Annotated in this window: 23 protein-coding genes; 21 read left to right on the top strand and 2 right to left on the bottom strand. The window is 71.0% G+C overall.

Features of this window, described 5'->3' with window-relative positions; all coding sequences use genetic code 11:
- Nucleotide 1: 1 nt before the first annotated feature.
- The 16 genes from Ahu01nite_RS02450 to Ahu01nite_RS02375 all read left to right on the top strand — a co-directional run bounded on the left by Ahu01nite_RS02450 (nt 2) and on the right by Ahu01nite_RS02375 (nt 19495).
- The gene (locus tag Ahu01nite_RS02450; protein WP_203834692.1) at nt 2-2512 is read left to right on the top strand and encodes a penicillin-binding transpeptidase domain-containing protein; all 2511 of its coding nucleotides are present in this window, start codon (nt 2-4) and stop codon (nt 2510-2512) included.
- A gap of 54 nt (nt 2513-2566) precedes the next feature.
- The gene (locus tag Ahu01nite_RS02445; protein WP_203834691.1) at nt 2567-4069 is read left to right on the top strand and encodes a UDP-N-acetylmuramoyl-L-alanyl-D-glutamate--2,6-diaminopimelate ligase; all 1503 of its coding nucleotides are present in this window, start codon (nt 2567-2569) and stop codon (nt 4067-4069) included.
- A complete protein-coding gene (locus tag Ahu01nite_RS02440) occupies nt 4066-5460 on the top strand; it encodes a UDP-N-acetylmuramoyl-tripeptide--D-alanyl-D-alanine ligase (protein WP_203834690.1) in 1395 nt (464 codons plus the stop codon). The genes Ahu01nite_RS02445 and Ahu01nite_RS02440 overlap by 4 nt, the downstream gene beginning before the upstream one ends.
- Entirely contained in the window at nt 5457-6554 is a 1098-nt protein-coding gene (gene mraY, locus Ahu01nite_RS02435; protein WP_203834689.1) for a phospho-N-acetylmuramoyl-pentapeptide-transferase, read from the top strand. The genes Ahu01nite_RS02440 and mraY overlap by 4 nt, the downstream gene beginning before the upstream one ends.
- 99 nt (nt 6555-6653) lie before the next feature.
- Nucleotides 6654-8111 (top strand): FtsW/RodA/SpoVE family cell cycle protein, encoded by a 1458-nt coding sequence (locus tag Ahu01nite_RS02430; protein ID WP_239158567.1) that lies wholly within the window; start codon nt 6654-6656, stop codon nt 8109-8111.
- 59 nt (nt 8112-8170) lie between these two features.
- Nucleotides 8171-9277, top strand: coding sequence for an undecaprenyldiphospho-muramoylpentapeptide beta-N-acetylglucosaminyltransferase (gene murG, locus Ahu01nite_RS02425; protein WP_203834687.1), 1107 nt, complete (start codon nt 8171-8173; stop codon nt 9275-9277).
- A gap of 19 nt (nt 9278-9296) precedes the next feature.
- Nucleotides 9297-10730 carry a UDP-N-acetylmuramate--L-alanine ligase gene (gene murC / locus Ahu01nite_RS02420; protein ID WP_203834686.1) on the top strand — a complete coding sequence of 478 codons (1434 nt, stop codon included), beginning with the start codon at nt 9297-9299 and terminating at the stop codon, nt 10728-10730.
- 29 nt (nt 10731-10759) lie between these two features.
- On the top strand, nt 10760-11527 hold the full coding sequence (locus tag Ahu01nite_RS02415; RefSeq protein ID WP_203834685.1) for a cell division protein FtsQ/DivIB: 768 nt from the start codon (nt 10760-10762) through the stop codon (nt 11525-11527).
- 307 nt (nt 11528-11834) lie between these two features.
- Nucleotides 11835-12974: a cell division protein FtsZ gene (gene ftsZ, locus Ahu01nite_RS02410; protein WP_203834684.1), complete on the top strand. Its 1140-nt coding sequence runs from the start codon at nt 11835-11837 to the stop codon at nt 12972-12974.
- 3 nt (nt 12975-12977) lie between these two features.
- Nucleotides 12978-13688 (top strand): YggS family pyridoxal phosphate-dependent enzyme, encoded by a 711-nt coding sequence (locus Ahu01nite_RS02405; protein WP_203834683.1) that lies wholly within the window; start codon nt 12978-12980, stop codon nt 13686-13688.
- A 248-nt stretch (nt 13689-13936) separates the two neighbouring features.
- On the top strand, nt 13937-14638 hold the full coding sequence (locus Ahu01nite_RS02400; protein ID WP_203834682.1) for a cell division protein SepF: 702 nt from the start codon (nt 13937-13939) through the stop codon (nt 14636-14638).
- A gap of 57 nt (nt 14639-14695) precedes the next feature.
- Nucleotides 14696-15001 (top strand): YggT family protein, encoded by a 306-nt coding sequence (locus Ahu01nite_RS02395; RefSeq protein WP_203834681.1) that lies wholly within the window; start codon nt 14696-14698, stop codon nt 14999-15001.
- Nucleotides 15002-15059: 58 nt separating this feature from the next.
- Complete coding sequence (locus Ahu01nite_RS02390) at nt 15060-15878, top strand: DivIVA domain-containing protein (protein WP_203834680.1); 819 nt, start codon at nt 15060-15062, stop codon at nt 15876-15878.
- Nucleotides 15879-15939: 61 nt separating this feature from the next.
- Entirely contained in the window at nt 15940-17346 is a 1407-nt protein-coding gene (locus Ahu01nite_RS51990) for a hypothetical protein (protein ID WP_203834706.1), read from the top strand.
- Nucleotides 17347-17696: 350 nt separating this feature from the next.
- Entirely contained in the window at nt 17697-17987 is a 291-nt protein-coding gene (locus Ahu01nite_RS02380; RefSeq protein WP_203834704.1) for a DUF167 domain-containing protein, read from the top strand.
- Nucleotides 17984-19495, top strand: coding sequence for a potassium/proton antiporter (locus Ahu01nite_RS02375; RefSeq protein WP_203834679.1), 1512 nt, complete (start codon nt 17984-17986; stop codon nt 19493-19495). Before Ahu01nite_RS02380 ends, Ahu01nite_RS02375 begins: the two co-directional genes overlap by 4 nt.
- A gap of 6 nt (nt 19496-19501) precedes the next feature.
- Here Ahu01nite_RS02375 and Ahu01nite_RS02370 read toward each other — a convergent pair whose 3' ends face one another.
- Together Ahu01nite_RS02370 and Ahu01nite_RS02365 are read right to left on the bottom strand one after the other, a co-directional pair.
- The gene (locus Ahu01nite_RS02370) at nt 19502-20425 is read right to left on the bottom strand and encodes an NADP-dependent oxidoreductase (protein ID WP_203834678.1); all 924 of its coding nucleotides are present in this window, start codon (nt 20423-20425) and stop codon (nt 19502-19504) included.
- Between the two features lie 106 nt (nt 20426-20531).
- Nucleotides 20532-20918, bottom strand: a complete 387-nt coding sequence (locus Ahu01nite_RS02365; protein ID WP_203834677.1) for a MerR family transcriptional regulator — start codon at nt 20916-20918, stop codon at nt 20532-20534.
- A 700-nt stretch (nt 20919-21618) separates the two neighbouring features.
- Between Ahu01nite_RS02365 and Ahu01nite_RS02360 the strand changes: the two genes are divergently transcribed.
- The 5 genes from Ahu01nite_RS02360 (at nt 21619) to Ahu01nite_RS50105 (ending at nt 26820) form a co-directional block, all read left to right on the top strand.
- Nucleotides 21619-22020: a TraR/DksA family transcriptional regulator gene (locus Ahu01nite_RS02360; RefSeq protein WP_203834676.1), complete on the top strand. Its 402-nt coding sequence runs from the start codon at nt 21619-21621 to the stop codon at nt 22018-22020.
- Nucleotides 22021-22037: 17 nt separating this feature from the next.
- Entirely contained in the window at nt 22038-22610 is a 573-nt protein-coding gene (lspA, locus tag Ahu01nite_RS02355; RefSeq protein ID WP_239158566.1) for a signal peptidase II, read from the top strand.
- The gene (locus Ahu01nite_RS02350) at nt 22607-23533 is read left to right on the top strand and encodes an RluA family pseudouridine synthase (RefSeq protein WP_203834675.1); all 927 of its coding nucleotides are present in this window, start codon (nt 22607-22609) and stop codon (nt 23531-23533) included. Before lspA ends, Ahu01nite_RS02350 begins: the two co-directional genes overlap by 4 nt.
- A 93-nt stretch (nt 23534-23626) precedes the next feature.
- The gene (locus Ahu01nite_RS02345) at nt 23627-24631 is read left to right on the top strand and encodes a hypothetical protein (protein ID WP_239158565.1); all 1005 of its coding nucleotides are present in this window, start codon (nt 23627-23629) and stop codon (nt 24629-24631) included.
- Between the two features lie 761 nt (nt 24632-25392).
- A complete protein-coding gene (locus tag Ahu01nite_RS50105; protein WP_438874751.1) occupies nt 25393-26820 on the top strand; it encodes a MinD/ParA family ATP-binding protein in 1428 nt (475 codons plus the stop codon).
- Nucleotides 26821-26865 lie beyond the last annotated feature (45 nt).

Raw genomic sequence — 26865 nt, 5'->3', positions numbered from 1 at the left:
CATGACGCCGCGTGCGGACGGGACGCCGCCGCGCCGGGGCCAGGAGCCCCGGCGCGGCTCTTCCGCGGGTAAAGCCGGTAACGGGAGCCCCGAGGACGACGGCCAGGGCGAGCGGGGCCAGGCCGAGCGGGGCCAGGGCGAGCGGGGCAGGGGCTTCGGCGGGATCGGCGACGCGCGGGCGTACACCCCGCGTGGCCGGACCGTCCGGGAAAGCGACCAGCGCACCCGCAACCCGCGGGCCGGCCGCAACGGCGACCCGTTCCGCCCGTCGCTGCAGGTCCTCGATGGTGGACGCCCGGCCCGGGGGGACCGGCGCCGCGACGAGGACAACGAGCCGCCACCGCAGCGCCGCAGCCGCCCGCGGCCGGAGGAGACCGAGCCGGAGCCCCGCCGCCGGACCGCCGCGGCGAAGGCCGAGGGCAGAGGCCGGACGGTCGACGGACGAAAAGGGACCGCCGACGGAAGAAGAGGGCCTGCCGAGGACGGGGAACGCCAGCGCCGTACGCCGGAGCGCGGCCGCAGCCAGCCGACACGCACGACCGCGGGAGCCGGGCGCACCAGGGCCACGGCCAACCCGCGCCGCGGCACCCAGGCCCGCTCCGAGACACGCGGAGCACGGTCCGAGACGCGTTCGGGCCGCCCGGTGGCGCGTACGGAACGCCTGGGAGCCCGCGCGGATCGGCCCGAGTCGCGCCTTGACCCGCGTACTGTCCGGACCCGCCCGGCCAACCGCAGGCCGGCGCCGAGCGTCCCGGCCGAGCCCCCGAAACTCGCCAACAGCACCAGGCGGCTGCGCCTGGGCACCGTGCTCGCGCTGGTGCTCTTCGTCTCCATCGGTGTGCGCCTCGTCGTGCTGCAGGTGATGGATTCGCCCGCGGAGGCGGCGAGCCTGCTGAAGCAGCGCGAGAAGCGGCTCACCGAGCTGGTGCTCCCGGCGCCGCGCGGCAGCATCCTCGACCGTTCCGGCAAGGTGCTCGCGCACAGTGTCGAGGCACGGTTCATCTATGCCGACCCCACGCTGGTCGAGAACCCGCAGCAGGTCGCGGCCCAGCTGTCGCCGCTGCTCGGCGTGCCCGAGTCCACCCTCGTGCAGCTGATGGCGAAGAAGAAGCGGCCCGGTGGTGGTGAGTCGCGCTTCGAATACCTCGCGCGCGGCGTCGACATCGCGGTGGCCAACCGGATCAGCAAACTCGACCTGCCCGGCATCGGCTCCGACCGCGACGAGCGGCGCGACGTGCCCGGCGCCGACCTGGCCGCCAACCTCATCGGCTTCACCGGCGCGGACCACACCGGGCTGGAGGGCATCGAGGCCCGCTACAACAACCTGCTGCGCGGCACCGACGGCAAGAAGGTATACGAGACCGGCCAGGGTGATCTCGCCAAGGAGATCCCCGGCGGCTACAACCGCGAGACGCCGGCCGCGCCGGGCTCGTCGGTGCAGCTCACCATCGACCGTGACCTGCAGTTCGAGGTGCAGCGCTACCTCAGCCAGTACATGGAGGACGTCAACGCCACGGTGGCCGGTGCCGTCGTGATCGACATCAAGACCGGCGAGGTGCTGGCCCAGGCGAGCTACCCGACGTACAACGCGCAGAAGCCGTTCGACTTCAAATGGACCGAGCGCGACGACGCGGTCTCCAGCGTGATCACCGACCCGGGTTCGACGCACAAGGCGTTCACCATCGGCGCGGCGCTGCAGGAGGGGGTCATCACCCCCGAGACGCAGATCCCGGTCGGGGGCGCGCTGGTGCTCGGTGGAATCCCGTTCACGGACACGCACAACTTCGCCCGGGGCACCAAGCTGACCGTCGCGCAGATCCTCGCGTACTCCTCGAACATCGGCACGATCCAGATCGGCCAGAAGCTGGGCAAGGAGAAGCTCTACGAGTACCAGCAGAAGTTCGGGCTGGGCCGGGCGACCGACGAGGGCATGCCCGGCGAGTCCTCCGGGCGGCTGCTCGAGCCGAGCGAGTGGAGCGGCTCCGCGTACGGCTCCGTGCCGATCGGGCACAGCGTCGACGCGACCCTGCTGCAGATGGCGGCCGGGTACGCCGCGATCGCGAACGACGGCATCTACGTCCAGCCGCACCTGATCAAGGCGACGATCTCCGGCAAGGACGGCAGGACGACCGCGACTGCGCCGCCGGAGACGCACGAGGTGCTCAGCCCGGGTGTCGCACAGGAGCTACGCGAGATGATGGAGGCGGTCGTCGACGCCAAGGGCGCCACCGGCACCAAGGCCAAGGTCGACGGTTACCGGGTCGCGGGCAAGACGGGCACCGGCAAGCTGCTGGTCGACGGGCAGTACACCAGCCATAACGCGGGGTCGTTCATCGGCATGGCACCGGCTGAGGCGCCCCGGTTCGTCATCGGCGTCTTCGCCGACGTTCCGAACGGGACGGGTGGCGACGTGGCGGCCCCGGCGTTCAGCAAGATGATGTCCGCGGCGCTGCTGCACTACCGTGTGCCACCGTCCGGTTCCCCCGCGCCCAAGTTCGACTGGAAGGATTAAGCGCCCGGATGGCGTTGGTAGCGGTGCGGGCATCACCGGGTAGGGTCTGACGCCGTGTCCGGCATTCCCCGTCCCCAGACTGTCCAGCCCTATCGGCTGGCCGACCTCGCAGCCCTGCTCGAGGCTGCCCCGACTGCCACGGATGCCCTGATCACGGGGGTTACGCACGCCAGTGGCGAGGTGCGTCCGGGCGACCTCTACGCCGCGTTGCCGGGCGCCCGCAGGCACGGCGCGGAGTTCGCGTCCGCCGCTGCGGAGGCCGGTGCCGTCGCCGTTCTGACCGACCCCGCAGGGAGTGAACTCGCCGCTTCCACGGGACTACCCGTGGTAGTCGTCGCGGATCCCCGGGCGGTGCTCGGGGTGGCCGCCTCGGCGATCTACGGCGACCCCTCGAAGCGGCTCACCGTCATCGGGCTCACCGGGACGGCGGGCAAGACGTCCACCGCGTACCTCGTGGAATCGGGGTTGCAGGCGGCCGGGCTGACGACCGGGCTGATCGGCACGGTCGAGACGCGCCTCGGCGGTCTCGTGGTCAAGAGCGCGCGGACCACGCCCGAGGCCACCGACCTGCACGCGATCCTCGCCACCGCCCTCGAGCTCGGCGTCACCGCCGTGGTCATGGAGGTGTCCAGCCACGCGCTGGCCCTGGGCCGTGTCGGCGGGGTGCGCTTCGCCGTCGGCGGCTACACCAACTTCGGCATGGACCACCTCGACTTCCACACCGACGTGGACGACTACTTCGCGGCGAAGGCCAAGCTGTTCGACGGCCGCAGCGCCGTCGAGGTCCTCAACGCCGACGACCCGGCGCTCAAGCCGCTGTTCAAGCCCGCCACGGTCAGCTACTCGGCGAACGGCGACACCTCGGCGACCTGGTCGGCGTCGGACATCGAGGTCGACGGCGCGGGCCAGACGTTCAGGGTCGGTGACATCACCGCGGGGGTGGCGCTGCCGGGCCGGCACAACGTCGCCAACGCGCTCCTGGCCCTGGCGAGCCTCGTGGCCGTCGGCATCGACCCTCAGATCGCCGCTGACGGCATCGCGGCGTGCCCGGGGGTTCCCGGGCGACTCGAGCGGGTCAAGGCCTCAGGCGACGTCCTCGGCGTCGTCGACTACGCGCACAAGCCCGACGCGATCGTGGCCGCGCTGCTCGCCCTGCGCGACCTGGCGACCGCCCGCGGCGGCCGGCTGATCTGCGTGATCGGCGCCGGCGGCGACCGCGACACCGGCAAGCGCCCGCTGATGGGTGCCGCCGCAGCACGCGGCTCCGACGTCGTGGTGGTCACCGACGACAACCCGCGCACCGAGGACCCCGCCGTGGTGCGCACTGCCGTCCGGCAAGGCGCTGAACAAGCCGCCGCGGTCTCCAAGATCATTGAAGTGGCGGGCCGCCGGGCCGCCATCGACGAGGCGGTCCGGCTGGCCGCTCCGGGCGACGTCGTGGCCGTGCTCGGCAAGGGACACGAGAGCGGCCAGGAGGTGAACGGCGAGGTGCTGCCGTTCGACGACCGGATCGAGCTGGCCGCCGCGCTGACCGCGCGACAGGACGGTGCCGCTTGATCCGCATGACCCTGGACGAGATCGCCACGATCACCGGTGGACGTCTCGTCAACGCCGACCCTGCCCTGATCGTCTCCGGACCGGTCGAGTACGACTCGCGGGCGCCGATGCCGCAGGGCCTGTTCGTCGCGTTCGAGGGCGAGAACGTCGACGGCCACGACTACGCCGCCACAGCGATCGCCGCCGGTGCCGCCGCGGTCCTCGGCACCCGCGACACGGGTCAGCCCGGGGTCGTGGTCGAGGAGCAGCTCGCGGCGCTGGCCAGGCTCGCCCACAAGGTCGTGGGCCGGTTGCCGGAGCTGACTGTCGTGGGCCTGACCGGCTCGTCGGGCAAGACCACGACCAAGGACTACATCGGGCAGCTGCTCGCGCGGCTCGGGGAGACCGTGGCGCCGGCGGGCTCGCCCAACAACGAGCTCGGTTTCCCGTGCACGGTGCTCAAGGCCACCCCGGAGACGCGGTTCCTGGTGCTGGAGATGGGCGCCCGGGGGATCGGGCACATCGCCTACCTGGCCGGGATCGCGGCGCCCCGCATCGGTGCCGTGCTGAACATCGGCGCGGCGCACATCGGCGAGTTCGGGTCGAAGGAAGGCACCGCCCAGGCCAAGGGGGAGCTGGTCGAGAGCCTGCCCGCCGACGGTGTCGCGGTGCTCAACGCCGACGACCCGCTGGTGGCGGCCATGGCGTCCCGCACGGCCGCCCGGGTGGTCCTGGCCGGAGAATCAGAGGCTTCGACGGTACGCGCGGAGCACGTGACCCTGGACTCCCGGGGCCGGGCGGCGTACGAGCTGGTGACCCGCTCGGGAAGCGCCCCGGTGCGGCTCGCCGTCACCGGCCGTCACCAGGTGTCCAACACGCTGGTCGCCGCGGCGATCGCGCTGGAGGCCGGGATGCCGGTCGCCGCCGTCGCCGAGGCGCTGGGCGAGGTCGGCATCCGCTCGAGCCGCCGGATGGACGTCGTCGAGCGGGCGGACGGCGTCACGCTGATCGACGACTCGTACAACGCGAACCCCTCGTCGACGGCCGCCGCCCTGCGCGCGCTGACCGCGATGGGGAGCGGCGGCCGCACGATCGCGGTGCTGGGTTACATGGCTGAGCTGGGCGATCAGGAGGTGGCCGGGCACGAGGAGGTCGGGCGGCTCGCCGCGGAGCTGGGGGTGCACCGGCTCGTCGCGGTGGCCGAGGCGGCGGCGGTGCTCGACGGGGCTGCGGGCGTACCGGAATGGAAGGGTGAATCGATTGCGGCGGCCGATCAGGCCGAGGCGATCCTGGCGGTGACGGGCGACCTGCGCCCGGGAGATGTCGTGCTGGTCAAGGGTTCGCGGTACCGGACGTGGAAGGTGGCCGACGCGCTGCGCGCGGGCACGGTCACTGGGGAGGTCAGCCCGTGAGGGCAGTAATCGTCGCGGCTGCGGTCGCGTTCATCATCTCGTTGTTCGGCACGCCGGTCGCCATCCGCGTGTTCGCCGCGCTGAAGGCCGGGCAGCCGATCCGGACCCTGGGGCCGGCGTCCCACCAGAGCAAGAAGGGCACGCCGACAATGGGCGGGGTGGCGTTCATCATCGCCACGGTCCTCGCCTACGTGGCGGGGCACCTCGCCCTGACCACGCTGCCCGAGGCCCAGATCGCCCAGGTCAAACCGACCATGACGGCGCTGGTGCTGCTGGGCCTGTTCGTCTTCTGCGGCGCGGTCGGCTTCCTCGACGACTTCCTCAAGGTCCGCAAGCGCAACTCGGGTGGCCTGAGCGCGAAGGGCAAACTGCTCGGCCAGCTCCTGGTCGGCGGTGGCCTCGGCGTCGCGGCGCTCTACGTGCCCAGCACGAACGGGCAGACCGTGGCGAGCGAGCACATCTCGTTCATCCGCGACATCAGCTTCCTCGACGTCGGCAAGGTCGGCTCGGTCATCGTCTTCGTCTTCGTGATCATGTCGATGTCCAACGGCGTGAACCTGACCGACGGCCTCGACGGCCTGGCGACCGGTGCGTCGATCCTGGTGCTCGGCTCGTACGCGCTGATCGGTTTCTGGCAGTACCGGCACTGGTGCGGTGACAACAACTACGCCGGCAGCTACTGCTACGAGGTGCGGGATCCCCTGGAGGTCGCGTTGATCGCGGCGGCCGCGGCGGGGGCCTGTGTGGGCTTCCTGTGGTGGAACACCTCGCCGGCGCGGATCTTCATGGGTGACACCGGCGCGCTCGGGCTCGGTGGCCTCATCGGCGGCCTGGCGATGGCGACCCGCACCACGCTGCTGTCGATCATCATCGGTGGCCTCTTCGTCATCATCACGATGTCGGTGGTCATCCAGATCATCTCGTTCAAGACCACGGGTAAGCGCGTCTTTCGGATGTCGCCGCTGCAGCACCACTTCGAGCTCGCCGGGTGGAGCGAGGTCAACATCGTGGTGCGGTTCTGGATCGTGGCCGGCATCTGTGTGGCCATCGGTCTCGGCCTGTTCTACAGCGACTTCCTGGCGATCATGGGCTAGCGAGCTTCAAGAGGGCATGGGTTAAAGAGGGATAGATCTCTCCCGACACGCCTGTCCCGCATCCCGGGGCTGGCGTGTCGCGCCACCATGATGGTGGGCATGGCGGAGGACAAGCGCGAGTCGCGGACGACGGTCACCGTGTCGCCGGCTGCCACCGTGCAGCCGGCGCCCGCACCGGTCCGCCCGAAGTCGCTCAGTCAGCAGCTGCTGCCGGCCGTGCACGGGATACTGGCGCGGCCGCTCTCGTCGTACTACCTGCTGATCGCCAGCTCGGGTCTGCTGCTGCTCATCGGCCTGACCATGGTGTTCTCGGCGACCAGCGTCCAGGCGTACGCCGCGAACGGCAACGCCTTCAGCGCGGTCCGCAGCCAGCTGATCTTCGCTGTGCTGGGCCTGGTGGGCTTCTGGATGTGCCAGCGGCTTCCCGCGGGCACCCTGCGCTTCCTCGGCGTCTACGTGCTCGGCGTCGCGGTCGTGCTGCTCGGCGTGCTCGACCTGCTGGGCGGTCTCGGTTCGCTCGGTGTGCTCGCCGTGGACCCGGGCGACGGGTCCGTCTCGCTCGGCCCGCTGACCGGTGACCTGCTCTGGCTCTACATCGGCCCCGTCGGCCTGCAGCCCGCCGAGTTCGTGAAGTTCGGCGTCGTGCTCTGGGGCGCCGACATCATCGCGCGCAAGGGCGCGGCGCTGGGGTACTGGCGCGAGCTGTCGATGCCGCTGTTCCCCGCCGTCGGCCTGCTGTTCGTGATGGTCGGCTACAACGACCTCGGCACCATGCTCGTGGTGCTCTCCCTCATCATCGGTCTGCTGTGGGCGGCGGGGGTGCGGCTGCGGGTCTTCGGCGCGCTCGGCGTCCTCGGCCTTGCCGGCATCGGGCTGCTGATCGCCGCGGCCTCCCGGGGAGCGGGCTCCGGCGCCACCGGCCAGCCCAACTACCGGCTGCTGCGCATCACGATGTGGCTGGACACCCCGAAGGACTGCGCGCTCGACCTCTGCTACCAGATCCTGCAGGCCCGGTCGGCCATCTACGAGGGCGGCTGGTTCGGCGTCGGCCTCGGCAAGGGCGCGCTCAAGTGGAACTGGCTGCCGGCCGCCGACAACGACTTCATCTACGCCGTGGTCGCCGAGGAGCTCGGCGTGGTCGGCTGCATGGTGATCGCGGTGCTGTTCGCCGTGCTCGCCTACACCGGTTTCCGGATCGCGCGCCGGGTCGAGGACCCGTGGCGCCGGCTGGCCGCGACGGCGATCACCACCTGGCTCGTCGCCCAGGCGATCATCAACATGGGCGGGGTGATCGGCCTCATCCCGCTGACCGGTGTGCCGCTCCCGCTCATCTCCGCAGGTGGCAGCGCACTGACTGTGACCATGGCGGCGCTGGGCATCCTCGCCTCGTGCGCCCGCGCGGAGCCCGACGCCGCGCGCGCCCTGCACGCCCGTCCGCCGTCGCGGTGGGTACGGCTAGTCTGGGCCCCGCTGCCGCCGCTCCCCCCGCCGCGGCGGCCGGGTCCGTCGCGCCCCTCCGCCCAACGACCGGGCAATCGGGCACCGCGAGGGAGATAGCGTCCTCAGTCCTTCTGAGGGCGGTCGGGCGGGGCGGTCGGACGGGTGAGGAGCAGGTGATGGGTACGTTGCGGTCGGTCGTGCTCGCCGGGGGAGGCACAGGCGGTCACATCTATCCGCTGCTCGCCTTCGCCGATGCGTTGCGCCGGCACTTCCCCGAGGTGCGGATCACCACCCTCGGCAGCCCCAAGGGCATGGAGAACGAGCTCATCCCGCCGGCGGGCTACGACCTGCGGGTCATCCCGGCGTTCCAGCTCCCGCGCTCGGTCAACCTGAACCTGCTGCGCACCCCGGACCGGATGTACAAGTCCGCGCACGCGGCCGGCCTGATCCTCGACGAGGTCAAGGCGGACGTGGTGGTCGGCTTCGGCGGTTACGTGTCGGTGCCCGCCTATCTCGCGGCGTGGCGGCGTGAGCTGCCCATCGTCATCCACGAGGTGAACGTTCCCCCGGGTGTGGCCAACCGGATGGGCATGCGGTTCACCAAGAACATCGCGGTCGGCTTCCCGGGTCAGCCGGCTGCCGCCGAGTCGCTGCGCGATGCCAAGGTGGTCGGCGTGCCGCTGCGTACGGCCATCGCCCGGATGGACCGCGCGGCCCTGCGCCCGCAGGCGCTCGCCCACTTCGGCCTGCGCCCTGACCTGCCGGTGCTCTTCGTCTCCGGCGGCTCCTCCGGCGCGCGGTCGATCAACCTCGCGGTCGCGGGCGCGGCGAAGAAGCTCGCCCACGCGGGCATCCAGGTGCTGCACGTGCAGGGCGGGCGCAACGACCCGTTCGAGGTGCCCGGCGACCTGCCGGTGCCGTACAAGGTGGTGCCGTACCTCTCGGACATGCAGCTCGGTTATGCCGCCGCGGACCTGATGCTCTGCCGCGGCGGCGCGATCACGGTGGCGGAGACGACGGCGATCGGCATGCCCGCCGTCTACGTGCCCTATCCGCACAGCAACCAGGAGCAGAAGCGCAACGCGCTGCCCGTCGTCGAGTCCGGCGGCGGCCTGCTCGTGGACAATGCCGAGCTGACACCGGAGTGGATCGAGCGGACGATCATCCCGCTCGCCCGCGACCCGCAGCGGCTCGCGACGATGGGCGCCGCCGCGGGGGCGTACGGCCGCCGCGACGGCGACGAGGCGCTGCTGGACTTCGTCTGCGAAGCGGTTGCCCGATGACGATCTTTGGTTTTCCTAGATGGGGAGAGACTCAGTGAACACGGCGGACCTGAAGCCGGCCGGCGGGACGACCGCCGAGGACCTCGGCGCGGTGCACCTCATCGGCATCGGTGGCGTCGGGATGGGTGGCCTGGCCCGCCTGCTGCTCACCCGGGGTATCCCGGTCTCCGGCAGCGAGCTGCGCGAATGGCCCACGCTGGCCGCGCTGCGCGCGCTCGGCGGCACGGTGCACATGACCCACGAGGCGTCGAACCTCGACGGCGTGGACACGGTCGTCTACTCCACCGCGATCCCGTTCGAGCACGTCGAGCTCGCCGAGGCCCGCCGCCGGGGGCTGCGGATCCTGCACCGCTCGGAGGCGCTCGCCGCCGCGATGACCGGCCGCAGGACGATCGCGGTGGCCGGCACGCACGGCAAGACGACCACCACGTCGATTATGACGGTGGTCCTGCAGCACGCCGGTGAGGATCCGTCGTTCGTGATCGGCGGCGAGATCTCCGCGGCCGGCTCCAACGGTCACCACGGCTCCGGCTCCTACTTCGTGGCCGAGGCCGACGAGCACGACAAGTCGTTCCTGATCTACCGGCCGCACGTCGCGATCATCACCAACATCGAGGGCGACCACCTCAACAACTGGGGCGACCTCGACGGGCTCAAGGCCGGCTTCCTGGAGTTCGCCGAGCTCACCGATCCCGACGGCTTCGTGGTCACCTGCGCCGACGACGAGGGCGTCCAGGAGCTCATCGCGGGGCTCAGGGCCAAGGGCAGGACCGTCTATACGTACGGCGAGAGCGAAGGAGCCGACCTCCGCATCACCGACGTCGTCACCTCCGTGCAGGGTGTCCGCTACCAGGGCTGGCTCGACGGCAAGCCGCTCGGCGAGATCGTGCTGGCGCTGCCCGGGCGCCTCATGGGCCTGAACAGCGCCGCCGCCGTGCTGACCGCGCTGCGGCTGGGCCTGCCGCTCGACAAGATCACCGAGGCGCTCGCGTCGTTCCCGGGGGTCCGGCGCCGCTTCGAGCGCAAGGGCACGGTCGCGGGCGTGCGCGTGTACGACGAGTACGCGTACCACCCGACCTCGGTCAAGGCCGCGCTGCGCACTCTGCGTGAGGTGGCCGGGGACGGGCGGCTGGTCGTGGTGTTCCAGCCGTACCGCGTCTATCGCACCCGTGACCTGCAGGCCGAGCTGGCCGAGGGGCTGGCGATCGCCGACGAGGTGATCGTGATGGAGGTGTTCGGGCCGGGGGAGACCCGCGGGCCCGGCGAGGGCGGCGTCGCGCTGACCGCGGCGATCGACCTCGGCGACGAGCACAAGATCTTCGTGCCGTCCTGGGAGGACGTGCCCGCCGAGGTCGTGCGGCGCAGCCGGCCGGGTGACGTGGTCGTGACCATGGGCGCGCCGCCGATCTCGCTGATGGGCGACGAGCTGCTGGTGGCCCTCTCCGAGAGCTGACCTGTCCATATCGCTGACCGGGGGGCCGGATGACTGACGGGGGCGGCCGTAACTGGCGGCTGGTGCGCGCGGATACCGACGCCGTGCCACCGTCGGTGCGGCGGTTCATGGCGCGCGCCCGGCAACGCCGGATGCGTGCCGCGCTGCCCTGGGCCGTCGCGCTCGGTGTGGTGCTGGTGCTCGGCGGGCTGACCTGGATGGTGTACGCGACGTCCGTGCTCGGCGTGCGCGCGGTGCGGGTCGTCGGCACGGACACGCTCGAGCCGTCGCAGGTCGAGGACGCTGCCGCCGTACGCATGAACGAGCCCCTCGCCCGGGTCGACCTGGACGCCATCCGGGGCCGGGTGCAGGCGCTGCCGGCCGTCGAGCGGGCGATCGTGTCGCGCTCGTGGCCCGCCACCGTGGAGGTGCAGGTCGTGGAGCGTACGGCTGTGGCTGCCGTACCCGTCGGCCAGGAATTCTCGCTGATCGACGCGGCGGGGGTCGCGTTTCGGACGGTCGCGGAACGGCCCTCGGGGATGCCGGTGGCGAACCTGGCCCGGCCCGGTCCGAAGGACATCAACACCCGCTCCGCGCTGGTCGTGCTCGGCTCGCTCACCGACGAGCTGCGCGAGCAGGTGCTCTCGATCTCGGTGCCGGCGCCGGCCCAGGTGGAGCTGGGGTTGCGCAAGGGCAGGAAGATCATCTGGGGCGACGAGACCCAGAGCGAGACCAAGGCGCAGGTCGCCACGGCACTGCTGAAGCGTGAGGGAGACACGATCGATGTGAGCGCGCCCACTGTGGTGACGATTCGCTGATCTGTGGTCCGGCGACCATCGCAACCGGACAGAGTGCGCCAAACGGCACATTCTGTCCCAGGTTACGGCTGAGTCGGATACTCGCCACGTAAGCGGACGCCGACACGCCGCGTTGGTCCTTGGATCGGGCGACACGTCCGCTTACGTTGCCCATTGAGGTTGAGTAGTTGACATAACACTAAGCCTCTAGTAGAGGGTGAGGGTTTCCTCGCCCTCCCTTGTACGGAGAGCGGACGCTGAAGGCGGTTCCATCGGAACCGCTGGGGCCCTCGACGTCCGAAAACCCTGGAAGGGAAGGCTGAACCCGATGACACCTCCGCACAACTACCTCGCGGTGATCAAGGTCGTCGGCATCGGCGGTGGCGGCGTCAATGCCGTCAACCGCATGATCGAGGTGGGGCTCAAGGGAGTCGAATTCATCGCGATCAACACCGATGCCCAGGCGCTGCTGATGTCGGATGCCGACGTCAAGCTCGACGTCGGCCGGGAGCTCACCCGGGGCCTCGGCGCCGGCGCGCAGCCCGAGGTCGGCAAGAACGCCGCCGAGGACCACCGCGACGAGATCGAAGAGGTCCTCAAGGGCGCCGACATGGTGTTCGTGACCTGCGGCGAGGGCGGTGGCACCGGCACCGGAGGCGCGCCCGTCGTCGCCAACATCGCCCGCAAGCTCGGCGCACTCACCATCGGCGTGGTCACCCGGCCGTTCTCGTTCGAGGGCAAGCGCCGCCAGGTGCAGGCCGAGCAGGGCATCGACGAGCTGCGCAACCAGTGCGACACGCTCATCGTGATCCCGAACGACCGGCTGCTCGCGCTCGGCGACCGCGGCATCAGCATGATGGATGCCTTCCGCCAGGCCGACCAGGTGCTGCTCTCCGGTGTCCAGGGCATCACCGACCTGATCACCACCCCGGGTCTGATCAACCTGGACTTCGCCGACGTCAAGAGCGTCATGAGCGGCGCCGGCAGCGCCCTCATGGGCATCGGCAGCGCCCGCGGCGACAACCGCGCGGTCGAGGCGGCCGAGAAGGCGATCTCCAGCCCGCTGCTGGAGCAGAGCATGGACGGCGCCCGCGGCGTGCTGCTCTCCATCGCCGGCGGCTCCGATCTGGGCCTGTTCGAGATCAACGACGCGGCGCAGCTGGTCACCGACGCGGCGCACCCCGACGCCAACATCATCTTCGGCGCGGTCATCGACGACGCGCTGGGTGACGAGGTCCGGGTCACCGTCATCGCCGCCGGCTTCGACGGGGGCACCCCGTCGTACAAGCCGACCGAGGCGCCGGCCCGCAAGGTCGTCCCGCAGCCGTCCTCGCCGCCCGCGTCCACGCCCAGCGTGCCCGCGCCGGTCAGCCAGTCCTCGAACCAGCCCGCCGCCACGACCCCGCCGCCGCGCCGGGTGCTCTTCGACGACGTCGACGTGCCGGACTTCCTGAAGAACGGTTCCTGACGATTGCCGCAGTCGCGCCGCGATGAGCTCGCCGCCTCCCTGACGGAGGTGCGTGAGCGGATCGTGCGCGCCTGCGTCGCGGCCGATCGCGACCCGGGCAGCGTGTCCCTGGTCGCGATCACCAAGACGTATCCCGCCTCCGACGTGGTGCACCTCGCCGCGCTCGGAGTGACGGACGTGGGGGAGAACAAGGACCAGGAAGCCGCGGCCAAGGCCGCCTCGGTTTCCGCGGAGGATGCCGCGGTTCGCTGGCACTTCGTCGGCCAGCTGCAGCGCAACAAGGCACGCTCGGTCGTCACGTACGCCGATGTCGTCGAGTCCGTGGACTCTGTGCGGCTGGCCTCCGCTCTCGACTCGGCGGCTCAGCGTCTCCGCGAGCGCCCGCTCGAGGTGTTGTTGCAGGTCAGCATCGACGGGGACACCGCGCGAGGGGGAGCGGATCCCGGCGGCGACCTGTTTCCACTCGCCGATTTCGTGGCCGGGGCCGAGGGGCTGCGGCTCGGCGGAGTGATGGCCGTCGCTCCCCGCGAATGGGAGCCATCGAGAGCCTTCGCCGCCCTCGCCGACATCGCCACGCGGCTGCGCGCCGATCATCCGGACGCGACAGTCGTCTCGGCGGGCATGAGTGGCGACCTCGAAGCGGCCGTGGCGCACGGAGCGACACACGTAAGGATCGGTACTTCTTTGCTCGGGATGCGAAACACGCTGCGGTAGCCTTGCGGCGGGCAGCAAACTACATACGTGTTGTTCACGCGCGACGTGCTTCCGGTTCCCGGGTTCGCCCTGGTGGACCGGCCTTCGCGTCCGACGACGCAGTGTCGTTCGGCGGGCGCCGGGGTCGAGATGTTTGAAGATCGCGGAATCCGTGCAAGGGGGGACGCGGCTCGCAGGGGGTGCGAGGCGCACAGTGACGGAGGTGGGGGCATGGACGAGCGGTTCGGCGCAGAGGGTCTGGTGATCACATGAGCGCACTTCGCAAGGCGGGCGTGTGGCTCGGGCTCGTCGAAGAGGACGACCAGTACGACGACCGGGGCTACCGCGACGGTGGCTACCGCGAGCGGGACCGCGACCGTGACCGCGATCGGGAGCGGGACCGTGACACCGGCTACCGCTACGCCGACGAGTACGCGGACGACGAGGACGAGGTCGACGAGGCACCCGCGCTCCCGCGGGCCCGCCAGTCCGACCGGGGCAGCGGCCGCCTCGAGCGTGCCGCCGCGGCACTCGACCGCGACGACCACGACCACGACCGTGGCGAGCGCGCCAGCGTGCGCTCCATCACCCGGCCGCCCGCGCCGGCGAGCGAGCAGGCCTACTCCACCCGGGAGAACCTGGCGCTCGCGCCGCAGACCCAGGTGCACCAGCGGCCGGCCGAGGAGGAGCAGCGGTACCAGATCACGACGCTGCACCCCACCACCTATCGCGAGGCGCGCACCATCGGCGAGCACTTCCGCGACGGCGTACCGGTCATCATCAATCTCACCGAGATGGACGAGAGTGACGCTCGCCGCCTGGTCGACTTCGCGGCCGGACTCGCCTTCGGCCTGCGCGGTACGATCGAGCGGGTGACCAACCGGGTATTCCTGCTCTCACCGGCCAACGTCCAGGTCACCGCTGAGGACAAGGCCAAGATCGCCGAGGGCGGTTTCTTCACCCAGGGCTGAGTGGTCCTGGGTGCCCCGAACGAGCAGAGTTGACCCCTAACGAGGGACCCGCCTGAAGTGCTGTCGATCGTGTTGCAGATCATCTATCTCTTGGTCTACGTCTTCTTCCTGACGCTGCTGGCCCGGTTCGTGCTGGGTGCGGTGCTGCAGTACGGGCGCCGCTGGCAGCCGGGACGCGGAGCCTCGGCGGCACTGGAGTCGGTGTGGAGCGTCACTGATCCACCCCTCAAGGCGTTGAGGCGTGTGATCCCACCGCTTCGAATTGGTACCGTGAGTTTGGACCTGGCGTCCCTGGTCCTGCTGGTTATCCTGTTCGTGCTTTTGAACTTCGTGTTAGCGCAGCTGATCAGGTCGGTCTCCTGACCGAGGACGACCCGATCGGCTCCGCCCCACGCGGCCGCAACTGACCCGAGGAGTTTCGATGCCGCTGACCCCGGCCGACGTGCACAACGTCGCCTTCAAGAAACCCCCCATCGGCAAGCGGGGGTATGACGAGGAGGAGGTCGACGCTTTCCTGGACGAGGTGGAGCGCGAGCTCGCCCGTCTGATCGAGGAGAACAACGAGCTGCGTGCCCAGGTGGAGCGTGGCGGACGGGGTGGCGCACCAGCCGGCCCGAGCGCCGACCCCCGCATGGCTGCCGAGCTCAACGACATGAAGTCGCAGCTCGACCGTGTCCAGCGCGACAAGTCCGCCGCCGAGCAGGCAGCCCGCCAGATGCAGGCTGAGCTCGAGCAGGTCCGCGCGCAGGGCCCGGCCGCAAGCGCCCCTTCCTCCACGGGCGGTGACGGCGAGCAGCAGGCACTGCGCGTCCTCATGATGGCCCAGCGCACCGCGGACGACCACGTCTCCGACGCGCGCCGCGAGGCCGACAAGCTTCTCTCCGACGCCCGTTCCAAGGCGGAAGAGGTCACCCGGGAGGCGCGGGCCAAGGCCGACGCCCTCGAGCGGGACGCGCGCCAGCGTCATCAGGAAGCCATGGGCGGCCTGGACGCGAAGCGCTCTGCCCTGCAGAAGCACATCGAGGAGCTCAAGCAGTTCGAGCGCGAGTACCGCACGCGCCTGAAGGCTTACCTCGAGAGCCAGCTGCGTGACCTCGACGGCCGTGGCCAGGGACTGGAGACCGAACTCTCCCGTGCCGACGCCCAGCGCGCCGTCGGTGGTTCAGGTGGCCTCGCCGCCGCGGGCCTCGCCGGCTCGTACGGCGGCAGCCGCGCCAACTCGATCGAGACGGGCCGCTGAGGCCCGGTATCACCCCTCTCGGCTGCGTTCACCTGTTCCTCCACTGCGGCGGGGATGAGTCATGATCTATGCGAGCCTCCTACTCATCCTCGTCGCCGTAACCCTGCTCGTCCTCGGCCTCACCGCCGGTTCGAGCAGCCTGCTGATCAGCTCGATCGTGGCCAGTCTCCTGGCCGCGGTCGCCCTGGTCATCGGCGCCCGCCAGAACACCGCGCGCGGCCGCCCGGCACCCGGCGAGCCCCTCCTCGCCGACCGCCACCCCGAGCCCGCCTACGCCGGCGCCACGGCCTCCACCCGGACCGAAACCTTCCGTGGCGGCCCCCCGGACTCAGCTTTTCCCGACCGCAACGAACCGGACCAGGCCATCGCCTACGCCGCGGGTCAGCGCGACGCCGAGACGAACCTGACCGGCACCACCCGGCCCCAGGAGGACCTCACCCAGCGGGTACACCCCGACGAGGCCCTCCACGACGAGCCCGCCACCTCCGAGTCCGGCTCCCGTGAGTCCGGCTCCCAGGAGTCCCGCTCTCGCGAGTCCGGCACCCTCGGGGCCGGCACACAGGGGGTCGGCACACAGGGGGCCGGCACTCACGGGTCAGGACTGCACGAGCCGGACCCGGTCCGCGACGAACCGCCGGCCGAGCCCGGTGCGGACGAGGAAGCCGACGCGGATCGCACCCCGTACTCGGGCACGGACGCGACCCGCGCCGGGCGCAGGGCCACGGACTCCCCGGACTACGACCAGGCGGCCTCGGTCATCGGCGGCGCCCGCACCCAGGACGACGACTCCTGGCGGCGCGACGATCCCGCAGACTCCCCACCGGCGGGCACGGCCTCATCCAGCACCTCCTCATCCAGCACCTCGAAACCGGCTCACGGGTCCGCGCTGGACGAGGAGGGCTCGGCTTTCACTTCGAGCTCGACCTCGGGTTCTTCGACCTCGGGCTCGGCTTCTGCTGCAACCTCGGGCTTGGGTTCTTCGACCTCGACCGCGGGCTTGGGTTCCTCGGGCTCGGGCTCGGGGGATGCGGCTGCGGCCGGCTCGGCTGCTGGCGGCTCGGTTGCGGGTGGCTCGGTTGCGGGTGGGGAGGCTGCTCCAGCGGAGGGCTCGACCACGTCCGCGGCGGCTGAGGCCGGCGAGGCGGGTGCGTCTCCGGCGGGAGCTGAGGGCGTGCGGGAGCCGGGTGCGGTGGCGTCGGGTGAGTTCGGCGACCCGGATCCGGAGGACCCGGACGACGAGCCGCTGCCCCAGGCCGTACGCCCCGCAGACGCGGTGCGGGTGGCCCGGCTCGATGCGGAGGTGCTGGTCGTCGACGGGCGCCCCCGCTACCACCTGGCCGACTGCCCGTTCGTGACCGGCAAGGCCACTGAGGCACTGCCGGTCGGCGAAGCGGTCGAACTCGGCTTCAGCCCGTGCGGCATCTGCCGTCCGGTGGACCACCTGGTCGCTGCCGCCGCCCGCCCCTGATGCACCCGGTGTCACCAGCTGTCCGGTGACGGTTACTGAGTGTCGGGGCATCTTCCTGACGCTGTGTTCGCGGGGCCGATAACCCACCGTTGTGGGTCGGCCCCGCTGCGCCGTGAAATCGAAGATCGGGACAATGGGTCATGGCCAAGAGGCGCCCCTCCCGCCCCGAGACCCCCGACTCCCCTCCCTCCACCGGCGATTCCCTCGGTAGTTCCACCCGCAATCCCGCCGGCAGTCCATCCCGCACTGAACCAGCCCGCCAGGCTCGATCCGCCGGTCGGTCCCGGTCCGCTGAGCAGGCACCGCGTCACCCGGCCCTCGATCGTGCTGGTCGGGGAGACGAAACGCGGCTGAGCCGGTCCGGGGTTTCGGTCGCTGTGCGGGTGCGGCCGGGCTCGGGGCGTACTCATGTGGGTGGGCTTTATGAAGGGCCGCACGGGCCCGCCCTGATCGTGGCGGTCGGGGCTCCCGCGGTCGATGGGAAGGCCACCGAAGCCGTGCGGCGGGCATTGGCCGACGCGCTGGGGGTGAAGGCCGCCGCGGTGACGCTGAAGATCGGTGCGACCAGCCGGGACAAGGTTTTCACGGTGACCGGGGACGTCGACCGGGTGGTTGCCGGGCTGCGAGACGGCTCCTCGTGAGCGGTGGGCTCGACCTCGCCCTGCTGCTCGGCGCGGGCGTGCTGCTGGTCGCCGTCGGTGCGGTGCGGCTGTCCACCCGGCTCGGGTTGCCCAGTCTGCTCGTCTACCTGCTGATCGGCATGGTGATCGGGGAGTCCGGGCTCGGTATCCGGTTCGACGATGCCGAGCTCACGCGTACCCTCGGCTTCTGCGCCCTGATCATGATCATCGCCGAGGGTGGGCTGACCGCCCGCTGGACCACCCTGCGGCCGGTGCTGGGACTTTCCGCGACCCTGTCGACGCTCGGGGTGGCGGTCAGCGTCGCTGTTGTCGGCGCCGTCGTGCATTTCCTGCTCGGGCTCGACTGGCGGCTCGCCCTGCTCTACGGCGCGGTGCTCTCCTCGACCGACGCCGCTGCCGTCTTCGCGACGCTGCGCCGCCTGCGGCTGCCACCCAGGCTGGTCGCGACGCTCGAGGCCGAGTCCGGCATGAACGACGCCCCGGTGGTCCTGCTGGTCGTCCTGCTGTCGGCCACCACCACGACCGGTCACCCTTGGTGGTACGAGCTGCTCATCGTCTCGTACGAGCTGAGCGCCGGCGCCGCGATAGGCCTCGCCGTCGGTGCAGCAGGACGCTGGCTGCTGAAGCACGCGGCGTTACCGTCCGCGGGGCTGTACCCGATCGCCGCCGTCGGGCTGACAGTCCTCGCCTACGCCGTGGGCGCTGTCCTGCACGCCTCCGGATTCCTCGCCGTCTACGCGGCGGGCGTGGTCCTGGGCAACGGCCGCCTCCCGCACCGCCGGGCGATCCTCGGCTTCGCGGACGGCCTCGCCTGGGTCGCGCAGATCGGCCTGTTCGTGCTGCTCGGCCTGCTGGTGTCCCCGGGCGAACTGGCGTCCGCGGTCGGCCCCGCCCTGATCGTCGGCGTCGTCCTGGTGCTGCTGGCCCGCCCCCTCTCGGTCTGGATCTCCGCCCTCGCCGTACGCGCCGACCGCGGCCTCGGCTGGCGCGGGCAGGCGTTCCTGTCATGGGCCGGGCTGCGGGGTGCCGTACCGATCGTGCTGGCCACCATCCCCCTCTCCAGCGCCACCCCCGGGGCCAGCGGCCTGTTCAACGCCGTCTTCGTTCTCGTGATCATCTTCACCCTGGTCCAGGCGGGCACGCTGGCCCCGGTCGCCCGCCGGCTGGGCATCACCGCCCCCGCCGAGGCCGCCGAGGTGCACGTCGAGGCCGCCCCGCTCGAACGCATGCACGCCGACCTGCTGCAGATCGACGTCGCACCGGGGTCACGGCTGGCCGGCGTCCACATCGACGAGTTGCGTCTGCCGGTCGGCGCCTCGGTCACCCTGGTCGTGCGGGACGGCGCGGGCTTCGTGCCAGGTCCGGACACGCGGCTTCGTACGGGCGACAGCATCCTGATCGTCGCCACCAACGACGTCCGGGACATCGCCGAACGCAGGCTGCGCGCCGTCAGCCGGCGCGGCCGCCTCGCCCGCTGGTTCGGCGAGGACGGCGCCGACCACAGCTGACCGTACTCAGGCCACCTTGATGATGACCTTGCCCGGAGCGTGACCGTTCTCGACGGTGGCGAGGGCGGCCGGAGCGTCGGAGAGCGGATGGACCGCGGTGATCACGGGGGTGAGGACTCCGTCGAGGGCCAGCCAGGCGGCCCGTTCCAGGTTCTCGCGGTCCAGCCGGCGCTCGACGAACCGCCCACCGATCTCGGGCACGGACATGTCACCCACGGCGATGACGTTGCGGGGATCCTTGGCCAGCGGGGCGACCGCCCGCAGGGAGGTGCCGCCGACCAGATCGACGATCCCGTCGAAGCCGTCCGGAACCAGCTCGCGTGCCGCGGCGACGACGTCCCCGGCGGTGTAGTCGATGAACCGCACCCCGACGGTCTCGGCGGGCTCGCGCTTGGCGGCACTCCCGGTGCCGATCACCCGCAGCTCACGCTCCGCGGCCAGCCGGGCGACCAGGAGGCCGACCCCGCCCCCGACCCCGTTGACCAGGACCGTGGCCCCGGCCGGCAGGCCGAGCTGGTCGAGCGCGTCCACCGCGGTGGTCCCGGCCACCGGCAGCGTTGCCGCCACGGTCGCGGACAGGCCCACCGGGATGCGAGCGGTGTGCGCCGCGGACAGCACCGTCGTCCCGGCATAGGTGCCACCACCGGTGAGCGCGAAGCCGAAGACCGCGTCACCCACCTCGAGCCCGTCGACGCCCTCGCCCAGGGCGATAACGGTCCCCGCCGCCTCCATGCCCAGCACCAGGGGAAACGGCCGCCCGCCGTCGAGCCCTGGAACCAGACCCGAGCGCACCATGTAGTCGAGGGGATTCACGCCGGCCACGTCGACGCGGATCAGCACCTCCCCACGACCGGGGATCGGATCGGGGCGATCGAAGAACTCCTGCACCTCAGGCCCGCCGTACCTGCCGAAACCCCATGCCTGCGCCATCTCTTGCCGCCTTCCGGGTGACCGGCCCGGTCGTTCCGGGCACTGCGGCCATCCTCATTGCTGACACCGATGTAAAGGGCAACCGGCTGAGGCGCGGCTCACAGCATCAGGCCGACGGCACCGGGGCCTTCGCCAGCTCCGCCCAGTGCCGGCGATTGATCCCGATCAGCACGTTGAGCGCCTCCCGGGTCTCGACCAGGTGGGCTATGTCGGCGTCGATCCGGTCGCGCTCACGCGTCATCGTCACGAACGCCGACTCGGTCACGCCGGGGTCGCTCGGGGTCTCCACACACGGGAGCACCGACGCGATCACCCGGCTGGACATGCCGGCGTCGAACAGCTGCCGGATCAGGGTCACGCGCTCGATCTCGGCTTCGGAGTAGTGCCGCTGGCCGGCTTCGGAGCGTGAACTGCCCAGCAGGCCCTGCTCCTCGTAGTACCGCAACGAGCGGGGACTCACGCCCGTGCGTCTGGACAGCTCGCCGATCCGCATCCCGAAAAGCCTACGCCCGCGTGCTCAGGGGGTTCAGGTCGCGGTTTTCCTGGACGTCCTACTCAGCCGCGGCGTTGAGACCGCGCCTGCGCCGGCTGAGCGGCGCTTTAGGTTGTGTGCAATTAAGTTGTGCACAACTTAATTGCACACAACCTAAGTGCAGGCGGCCTGGGTGGCGAGGGTGAGTGGCCGGGCAGGGCGATGGCCGGGTGGGATGGGTGGCGGGGTGCGGCCGGGTTGATTAGCGGCTGGTCGGGCCGGAGTGGGTGCCGGTCGGAGTGGCTGGTCGGGGTGAGTGGCTGGTCGGGGTGAGTGGCTGGTCGGGGTGAGTGGCTGGTCGGGGTGGGCGACCGGTCGGGGTGGGCGACCGGCCGGGGCCGAGTGATCGGTCAGGGCGAGTCGTTGGGTGGGGCGGGTCGGGAATTTGACGGTGGGGTGGGGGGATTTGTTGGGGTTGGGTGCGGCGGTGGGCGGTGTGCCGTGTTGTCGGTGGTCTTCACGTTCCGTATCCTTGCCAGCCTCTGGAGTGCGCGGCGGACGATCGCTGCGCCGTTTGTGCACGTGGGGTGTGCGCGGATCGCGTGGGGGCGCGGCCGGACAGCTTGCGGGGGCGGTGGGGACCGCGACCACGTAGCCGCAGGAGACAGACCTCAAGACCGCCGAGTTTGCCGCGCCCCGGCGCGGCCCAGGGGAGTGACCAATGGCCAAGGCACCCGGGAAGGCTGCACCCGAACGGTCCCGCAGCGCGGAGGAGACCGAGCAGATCCGGCAGGCGCTGACCGAGCGCCGGGACGAGTTGCAGGCGGAGTACGACCAGTCGCTGACCGAGCTCACCGTGATGCAGCGGGAGCGGCTCGAGGACTCCGCGGGTGACGATCAGGCGGATACCGGTACCAAGACGCTCGAGCGTGAGCAGGAGATCACTCTGGCGAACAATCTGCTGGAGCGGGTCACACAGGTGGAACGCGCCATCGAGCGGCTCGGTGAGGGCAACTACGGTTGGTGCGAGCGGTGCGGTAACGCCATCCCTGTTGAGCGGCTGGCGGCTTTCCCCGTCGCGACCCGCTGTGTGTCCTGTAAGCAGTTGGAGGAACGACGCTGAACGCCGACGAGGCTCCCGTGCGCGAAGAAGCCGCGGGGGAGGAGAAGACCCGGCCCCTGTTCTCGGGCCGGGCCGTTGCTGTTCTCGGCATCACCGCGCTGGTCGCCGTCCTGGTCGACCAGCTCGTCAAGCACCTGTCCACGGAGGGGCTGACCGAGGGCGAGCCGGTCCGGATCCTCGGCGGCCTCGTGTATCTGTCGCTGCTGCGTAACAGTGGTGCGGCGTTCAGCCTGGGCAGTGGGTACACCTGGGTGTTCCCGCTGGTTACGTTGCTCGTCATCGGCTGGATCGGCTGGATGGGCACCCGGCTGCGCTCGGTGCCGTGGGCGCTCGCGCTCGGGCTCGTGCTCGGCGGCGCGCTCGGTAACCTCGGCGACCGGTTGTTCCGGGCTCCCGGGGTGTTCCAGGGTCACGTGGTCGACATGATCAGCCTCTTCGGGCCGTACGCGAAATATTTTGCCGTTTTCAACATCGCCGACGCGTGTCTGAGTGTCGGGGTTGTGCTCGCCGTGTTGCTGGAGCTCACCGGGCGCCAGCGTGACGGGTCCCGGCCCGCCCCCAAGAACAAGAAGCAGGAATCAGAATCATGAGTGCGCGTTCGCTGCCCGTACCGGACGGTTTGGACGGCATGCGTCTCGACCAGGCCGTGTCGCGGCTGTTCGGCCTGTCCCGCACCGCGGCCGCGTCCCTGGTCGAGGCCGGCGACGCGCTGGTCGACGGCTACCCGCGGCCCAAGTCCGACAAGGTCTCGGCGGGAGCGTGGCTCGAGGTCACGCTCCCGGCGCCGGTCACCGCGGTGGTGGTGAAGCCCGAGCCCGTGCACGGTATGAAGATCATTTACAGCGACGACGACATCGTGGTGGTCGACAAGCCCGTCGGCGTCGCCGCGCACCCCAGCCCGGGGTGGACCGGGCCGACCGTGATCGGTGGCCTGGCAGCGATGGGGCAGAACGTCGCCACCAGCGGCGCGGACGACCGGCAGGGCGTCGTGCACCGTCTCGACGTCGGCACCACCGGGCTGATGGTTGTTGCCAAGAGCGAAATGGCATACAGCGCCCTGAAGCGGGCATTCAAGGAGCGTGAGGTCGACAAGCGCTACCACGCGATCGTTCAGGGGCATCTCGACCCGCTGCGCGGGACGATCGACGCGCCTATCGACCGGCACCCGACCGCCGACTACAAGTTCGCGGTCATGTCGGACGGAAAGCCCAGCGTGACGCACTACGACACGCTCGAGGCGTTCCGGTCGGCGAGCCTGATCGACGTGAAGCTGGAGACCGGGCGTACCCATCAGATCCGGGTTCATTTTTCCGCCATGCGGCACCCGTGCGTGGGCGATCTCACGTATGGTGCGGACCCGACGCTCGCCGCCCGGCTGCACCTCGGCCGGCAGTGGCTGCACGCCAAGGAGCTGGCGTTCCTGCACCCGCGGACGCAGGACGAGGTGCGGTTCGTCAGCGACTACCCTGACGACCTGAAGTACGCGCTCGACGTGCTCAGCGACGCGAGCTGACGACGCAGCCGGCGTCCAGCCGCCGCTGACGCGGCTCGCTGAATCCGGCGAGGAAGCTGAGGGGGAAGCTCCATGTGGCCCGGGGACCGCATGATGCCACCACCGCTGGCACGCGGCCGTGCCGGTGCCGGGCCGCTGCGGCTGCGCCTGATGACCGGGCTTGCCCTCGCCGCGTCGGCCGCGCTCCTGGTCACCGTCGTCATGATCACCGACCGCGGGCCCGAGATGGAGAGCCCCGTCGGTGACGTGGTCCGGGTCGGGGTCGTCGACGGTCAGTCCGTCTCCGGCTACCTGCGGTCGAGCCGCGGCGAGCTCGGTGCGATGTTCCCGTCGGCCGGCCCGCCGTCCGCCGGGGACACCTGGGCGCTGGTGAGCCTCACCGGCTATCTGGGGCCCGACAAGCTGCTCGGTGTGCTCGGCGACTCCGCGGTGGCGCAGGTGTACGCGCGGGCGCCGCTGCCCGGGGTGCGTACCCAGGTCGTGAAGATCCCCGTCTACCGGATGCCGCAGGACGTGGTCGCCGGGATGCTCAACGCCGCGCTCGCCCGTGACCAGGAGCAGGCCGACTATCGCAAGCTCAGCGGCGAGCTCGAGGGCGACGGTGCGAACGAGCTACGGGTGCGGCAGGCGTACGACAATGCCGCTCAGATCGCCGCCGCCGAGGCCGCGGCGTTCCGCGCGCACTGTGCCTGTGTCTTCGCCGCCGTGGTGCGTGCCGGGCCCGCGGTGCTGGACCGCATCGCCGGCCGGGCCGAGGTCCGGGTCGTCGACCCGGCGCCCGAGGTCAGGCAGCTCGACCGGACGGAATTCCGGCCGGTCCTGCCCGAACAGACAACGACGGTGCCCGATGACGACGAGCCATCCGGACCGGTAGCTTCACGCTCAACGGCTGTTGCCCCGCGAAGCCCGGCGCCACTACCCTCATCGACCGGGGCACGTGTGACATCGCCCTCACCGGACGGTCCCGGCACGGGGGCCGACCCTTCTGCCGCGGCACCGGAGGAGAGCGCTGCCGTTACCTCCGCGTCGCCCGCCGGCCCCGCCCCTGACCAGCAGTCCGCGAGTTCAGGAGCATCCCGGGGAGCCTCCGGGCGTTAGGACTTCCGTCGGCACACCGCTGTGCCGGCGACCGAGCCTTTGCGACGGGCTGATGCACGTGCGGGCGCGTTGTGCCGACAGGTGATCAACAGCGCGCGTAATTGCCGTCCGTAGGTGTGGCCCGAATAGGGTTGACGTCCGTAGCCTGTTGCAGGGCGACGGGGACCCGCTGAACGAGACAAGATCGACAAGCGTCGAACTGGGGTTGGGGAGGTCGAGCCGTGGACGGGACCGAGACCGGCTGGGGCCGGCCTGCGGAACCAGCCCCGCGTTGGCGGGCGCTGCTCGACCGGGCTCGCCATGGCGCGCGAACCGACCAGGAAACCCGCGAGGAAGAGCAGGAGCAGGAGGCCGAGGCACGCCGTCAGGCCGCCCAGCCCCTGCCCAACCGCCCCGGACGGCCGTTCAACCCGCTGGACCCCCGGGTCCGCGAGCAGCCTCAGCAGTACAGCCCGCCGCCGCTTCCGCCGGTCAATCCACTGGATCGCCGGCCCGGCCGCGCGAGTCTCGGGGAGCGGCTGGGGGCTTCCGAGTCGCTGGGTCAGAGCCCGGGTCAGCCGATGGGCCAGGGGCTTTCTCCGGAACGTCGCGGCGACAGGCAGCCGCTGCCTCCCCTGATGCCGGACCGTGGCGGTCTGGCCGACCACGGCGCGCTGCCCGAGCGTGGTGGCTTGCCCGAGCGGGGTGGGCTGCCCGAGCGGGGTGGCTTGCCCGAGCGCGGCGCTTTGTCGGATCGTGGCGTTTTGTCTGAGCGGACCGCTATGCCTGAGCGGGGCACTATGCCCGACAGGGGCGGTTTGCCTGAGCGCGGGCAGGAGTGGGGCGAGGCGCGTCCGTCGGCCAATCCGCTCGACGCGCGCAGGCAGTCGCGGATCGGTGAGGGGTTCCAGGCGCGGCCGGAGATCGAGCCGCACAGCTTTTTCAACCCGGCGACCCGCTCGGTGCCACCGCCGCCGATGGGCCGTCCCGATGAGGTGACCCCGCCGCGGGGTGCCGCTTCGGTCGGCTCGGCCTCGGTCATGCAGCCCCCGTCGTTGCAGCCCCCGTCATCGCAGGCCCCGTCGTTGCAGGGCCCATCGTCTTCGCAGGCATCGTCGTCGTTGCAGGGCCAGGGGCCGCAAGGGTTTGCGGCGTTGCCGCCGCTGCAGGCGCAGCCGTTACTGGCTCCGCCTCCGCAGCCGTTGCTGAGCCCGCCCGGCCAGCCGTTGCAGAGCCCGTCCGGTCAGCCGTTGCTGAGCCCGCCGGGCCAGTCGCCGGTGGCCCCGGCGCAGCGGCCTCAGCCCCCGATGCCGGCCCCGCAGATGCCCCAGCAGGCACCGGCCGCGCCGAACCCGACCTCGCCGGCTCCGGCGCGCATCGAGTGGCGGCAGACCCGGTCGGACCCGCAGGACCGGGCGGTGTCCGTGCTGCGGCGCAAGCTCGGCAAGCCGCGCGTGCTGGCGTTCGCGAATCCCAAGGGCGGCGTGCACAAGACCACCGCGACCGTGCTCGCCGCGGCGACCATCGGCAGTGTCCGGGGGCGGGGTGTGCTCGCCTGGGACGACAACGAGCTGCGGGGGACCCTCGGGTTGCGCGCCGGCAGTGCGCGGCATGCGCGGACGATCCGGCATCTGGTCGGTGACCTGATCGAGATCGAGAACATGCACGGCAACGACCTGATGCAGTTCTTCGACGGCTATCTGCGGCACGCCTCGGACGGGTCCTACGACGTGCTGGCGGGCGAGGAGAATCCCCGGTTCGCGCAGCGCCTGGATCAGAGCACGGTGCGGCGGGTGATGGACCTGCTGCGGCGTACACATGACGTGATCTGTGTCGACACCGGTAACAACGTCGAGAGCGTCAACTGGCAGACCGTGATGCAGAGCGCCGACCAGCTCGTGGTGACGACGGTGCCCCGCGAGGATGCCGCGTTCACCGCCGACTGGATGCTCGACGTGCTGAACGAGACCGGGATGGAGGAGCTCGTCGCCAACGCGGTGACGCTGATCTCCTGCCCGTCTCCCGGGAAGCTGCCGTTGCTGGACGATCTGGCGAAGCACTTCGCTACACGTACGCGTGCCGTGGCGGTCGTGCCCTATGACCCGGCGCTCGAAGTCGGGTCATCGATCGAATACGGAGTGCTCCAGCCGGAGACAAAACAGGCATGGCTGCGCGCCGCATCTGTGATGATCGAGCCATTCGCCGAATAGGCGGGTGTCAGCGGTGCCACCCGTGGCCCTCCCGGACTAGGCTGC

The organism is Winogradskya humida (assembly GCF_016862215.1).
GTDB lineage: Bacteria > Actinomycetota > Actinomycetes > Mycobacteriales > Micromonosporaceae > Actinoplanes > Actinoplanes humidus.
This window is presented reverse-complemented; position numbering and strand designations above follow the sequence as displayed.

What these genes read in the sequence shown, in the direction of transcription:
- Ahu01nite_RS02365 (WP_203834677.1), bottom strand. Translation starts at nt 20,918, where the DNA reads ATGCGGATCGGCGAGCTGTCCAGACGCACGGGCGTGAGTCCCCGCTCG.
- Ahu01nite_RS02370 (WP_203834678.1), bottom strand. Translation starts at nt 20,425, where the DNA reads ATGGCGCAGGCATGGGGTTTCGGCAGGTACGGCGGGCCTGAGGTGCAG.
- Ahu01nite_RS02360 (WP_203834676.1), top strand. Translation starts at nt 21,619, where the DNA reads ATGGCCAAGGCACCCGGGAAGGCTGCACCCGAACGGTCCCGCAGCGCG.
- Ahu01nite_RS02430 (WP_239158567.1), top strand. Translation starts at nt 6,654, where the DNA reads ATGGCGGAGGACAAGCGCGAGTCGCGGACGACGGTCACCGTGTCGCCG.
- Ahu01nite_RS02450 (WP_203834692.1), top strand. Translation starts at nt 2, where the DNA reads ATGACGCCGCGTGCGGACGGGACGCCGCCGCGCCGGGGCCAGGAGCCC.
- murG (WP_203834687.1), top strand. Translation starts at nt 8,171, where the DNA reads ATGGGTACGTTGCGGTCGGTCGTGCTCGCCGGGGGAGGCACAGGCGGT.
- Ahu01nite_RS02390 (WP_203834680.1), top strand. Translation starts at nt 15,060, where the DNA reads ATGCCGCTGACCCCGGCCGACGTGCACAACGTCGCCTTCAAGAAACCC.
- ftsZ (WP_203834684.1), top strand. Translation starts at nt 11,835, where the DNA reads ATGACACCTCCGCACAACTACCTCGCGGTGATCAAGGTCGTCGGCATC.
- Ahu01nite_RS02400 (WP_203834682.1), top strand. Translation starts at nt 13,937, where the DNA reads ATGAGCGCACTTCGCAAGGCGGGCGTGTGGCTCGGGCTCGTCGAAGAG.
- Ahu01nite_RS02345 (WP_239158565.1), top strand. Translation starts at nt 23,627, where the DNA reads ATGCCACCACCGCTGGCACGCGGCCGTGCCGGTGCCGGGCCGCTGCGG.
- murC (WP_203834686.1), top strand. Translation starts at nt 9,297, where the DNA reads ATGGGGAGAGACTCAGTGAACACGGCGGACCTGAAGCCGGCCGGCGGG.
- Ahu01nite_RS02415 (WP_203834685.1), top strand. Translation starts at nt 10,760, where the DNA reads ATGACTGACGGGGGCGGCCGTAACTGGCGGCTGGTGCGCGCGGATACC.
- Ahu01nite_RS51990 (WP_203834706.1), top strand. Translation starts at nt 15,940, where the DNA reads ATGATCTATGCGAGCCTCCTACTCATCCTCGTCGCCGTAACCCTGCTC.
- Ahu01nite_RS50105 (WP_438874751.1), top strand. Translation starts at nt 25,393, where the DNA reads ATGCCTGAGCGGGGCACTATGCCCGACAGGGGCGGTTTGCCTGAGCGC.
- Ahu01nite_RS02350 (WP_203834675.1), top strand. Translation starts at nt 22,607, where the DNA reads ATGAGTGCGCGTTCGCTGCCCGTACCGGACGGTTTGGACGGCATGCGT.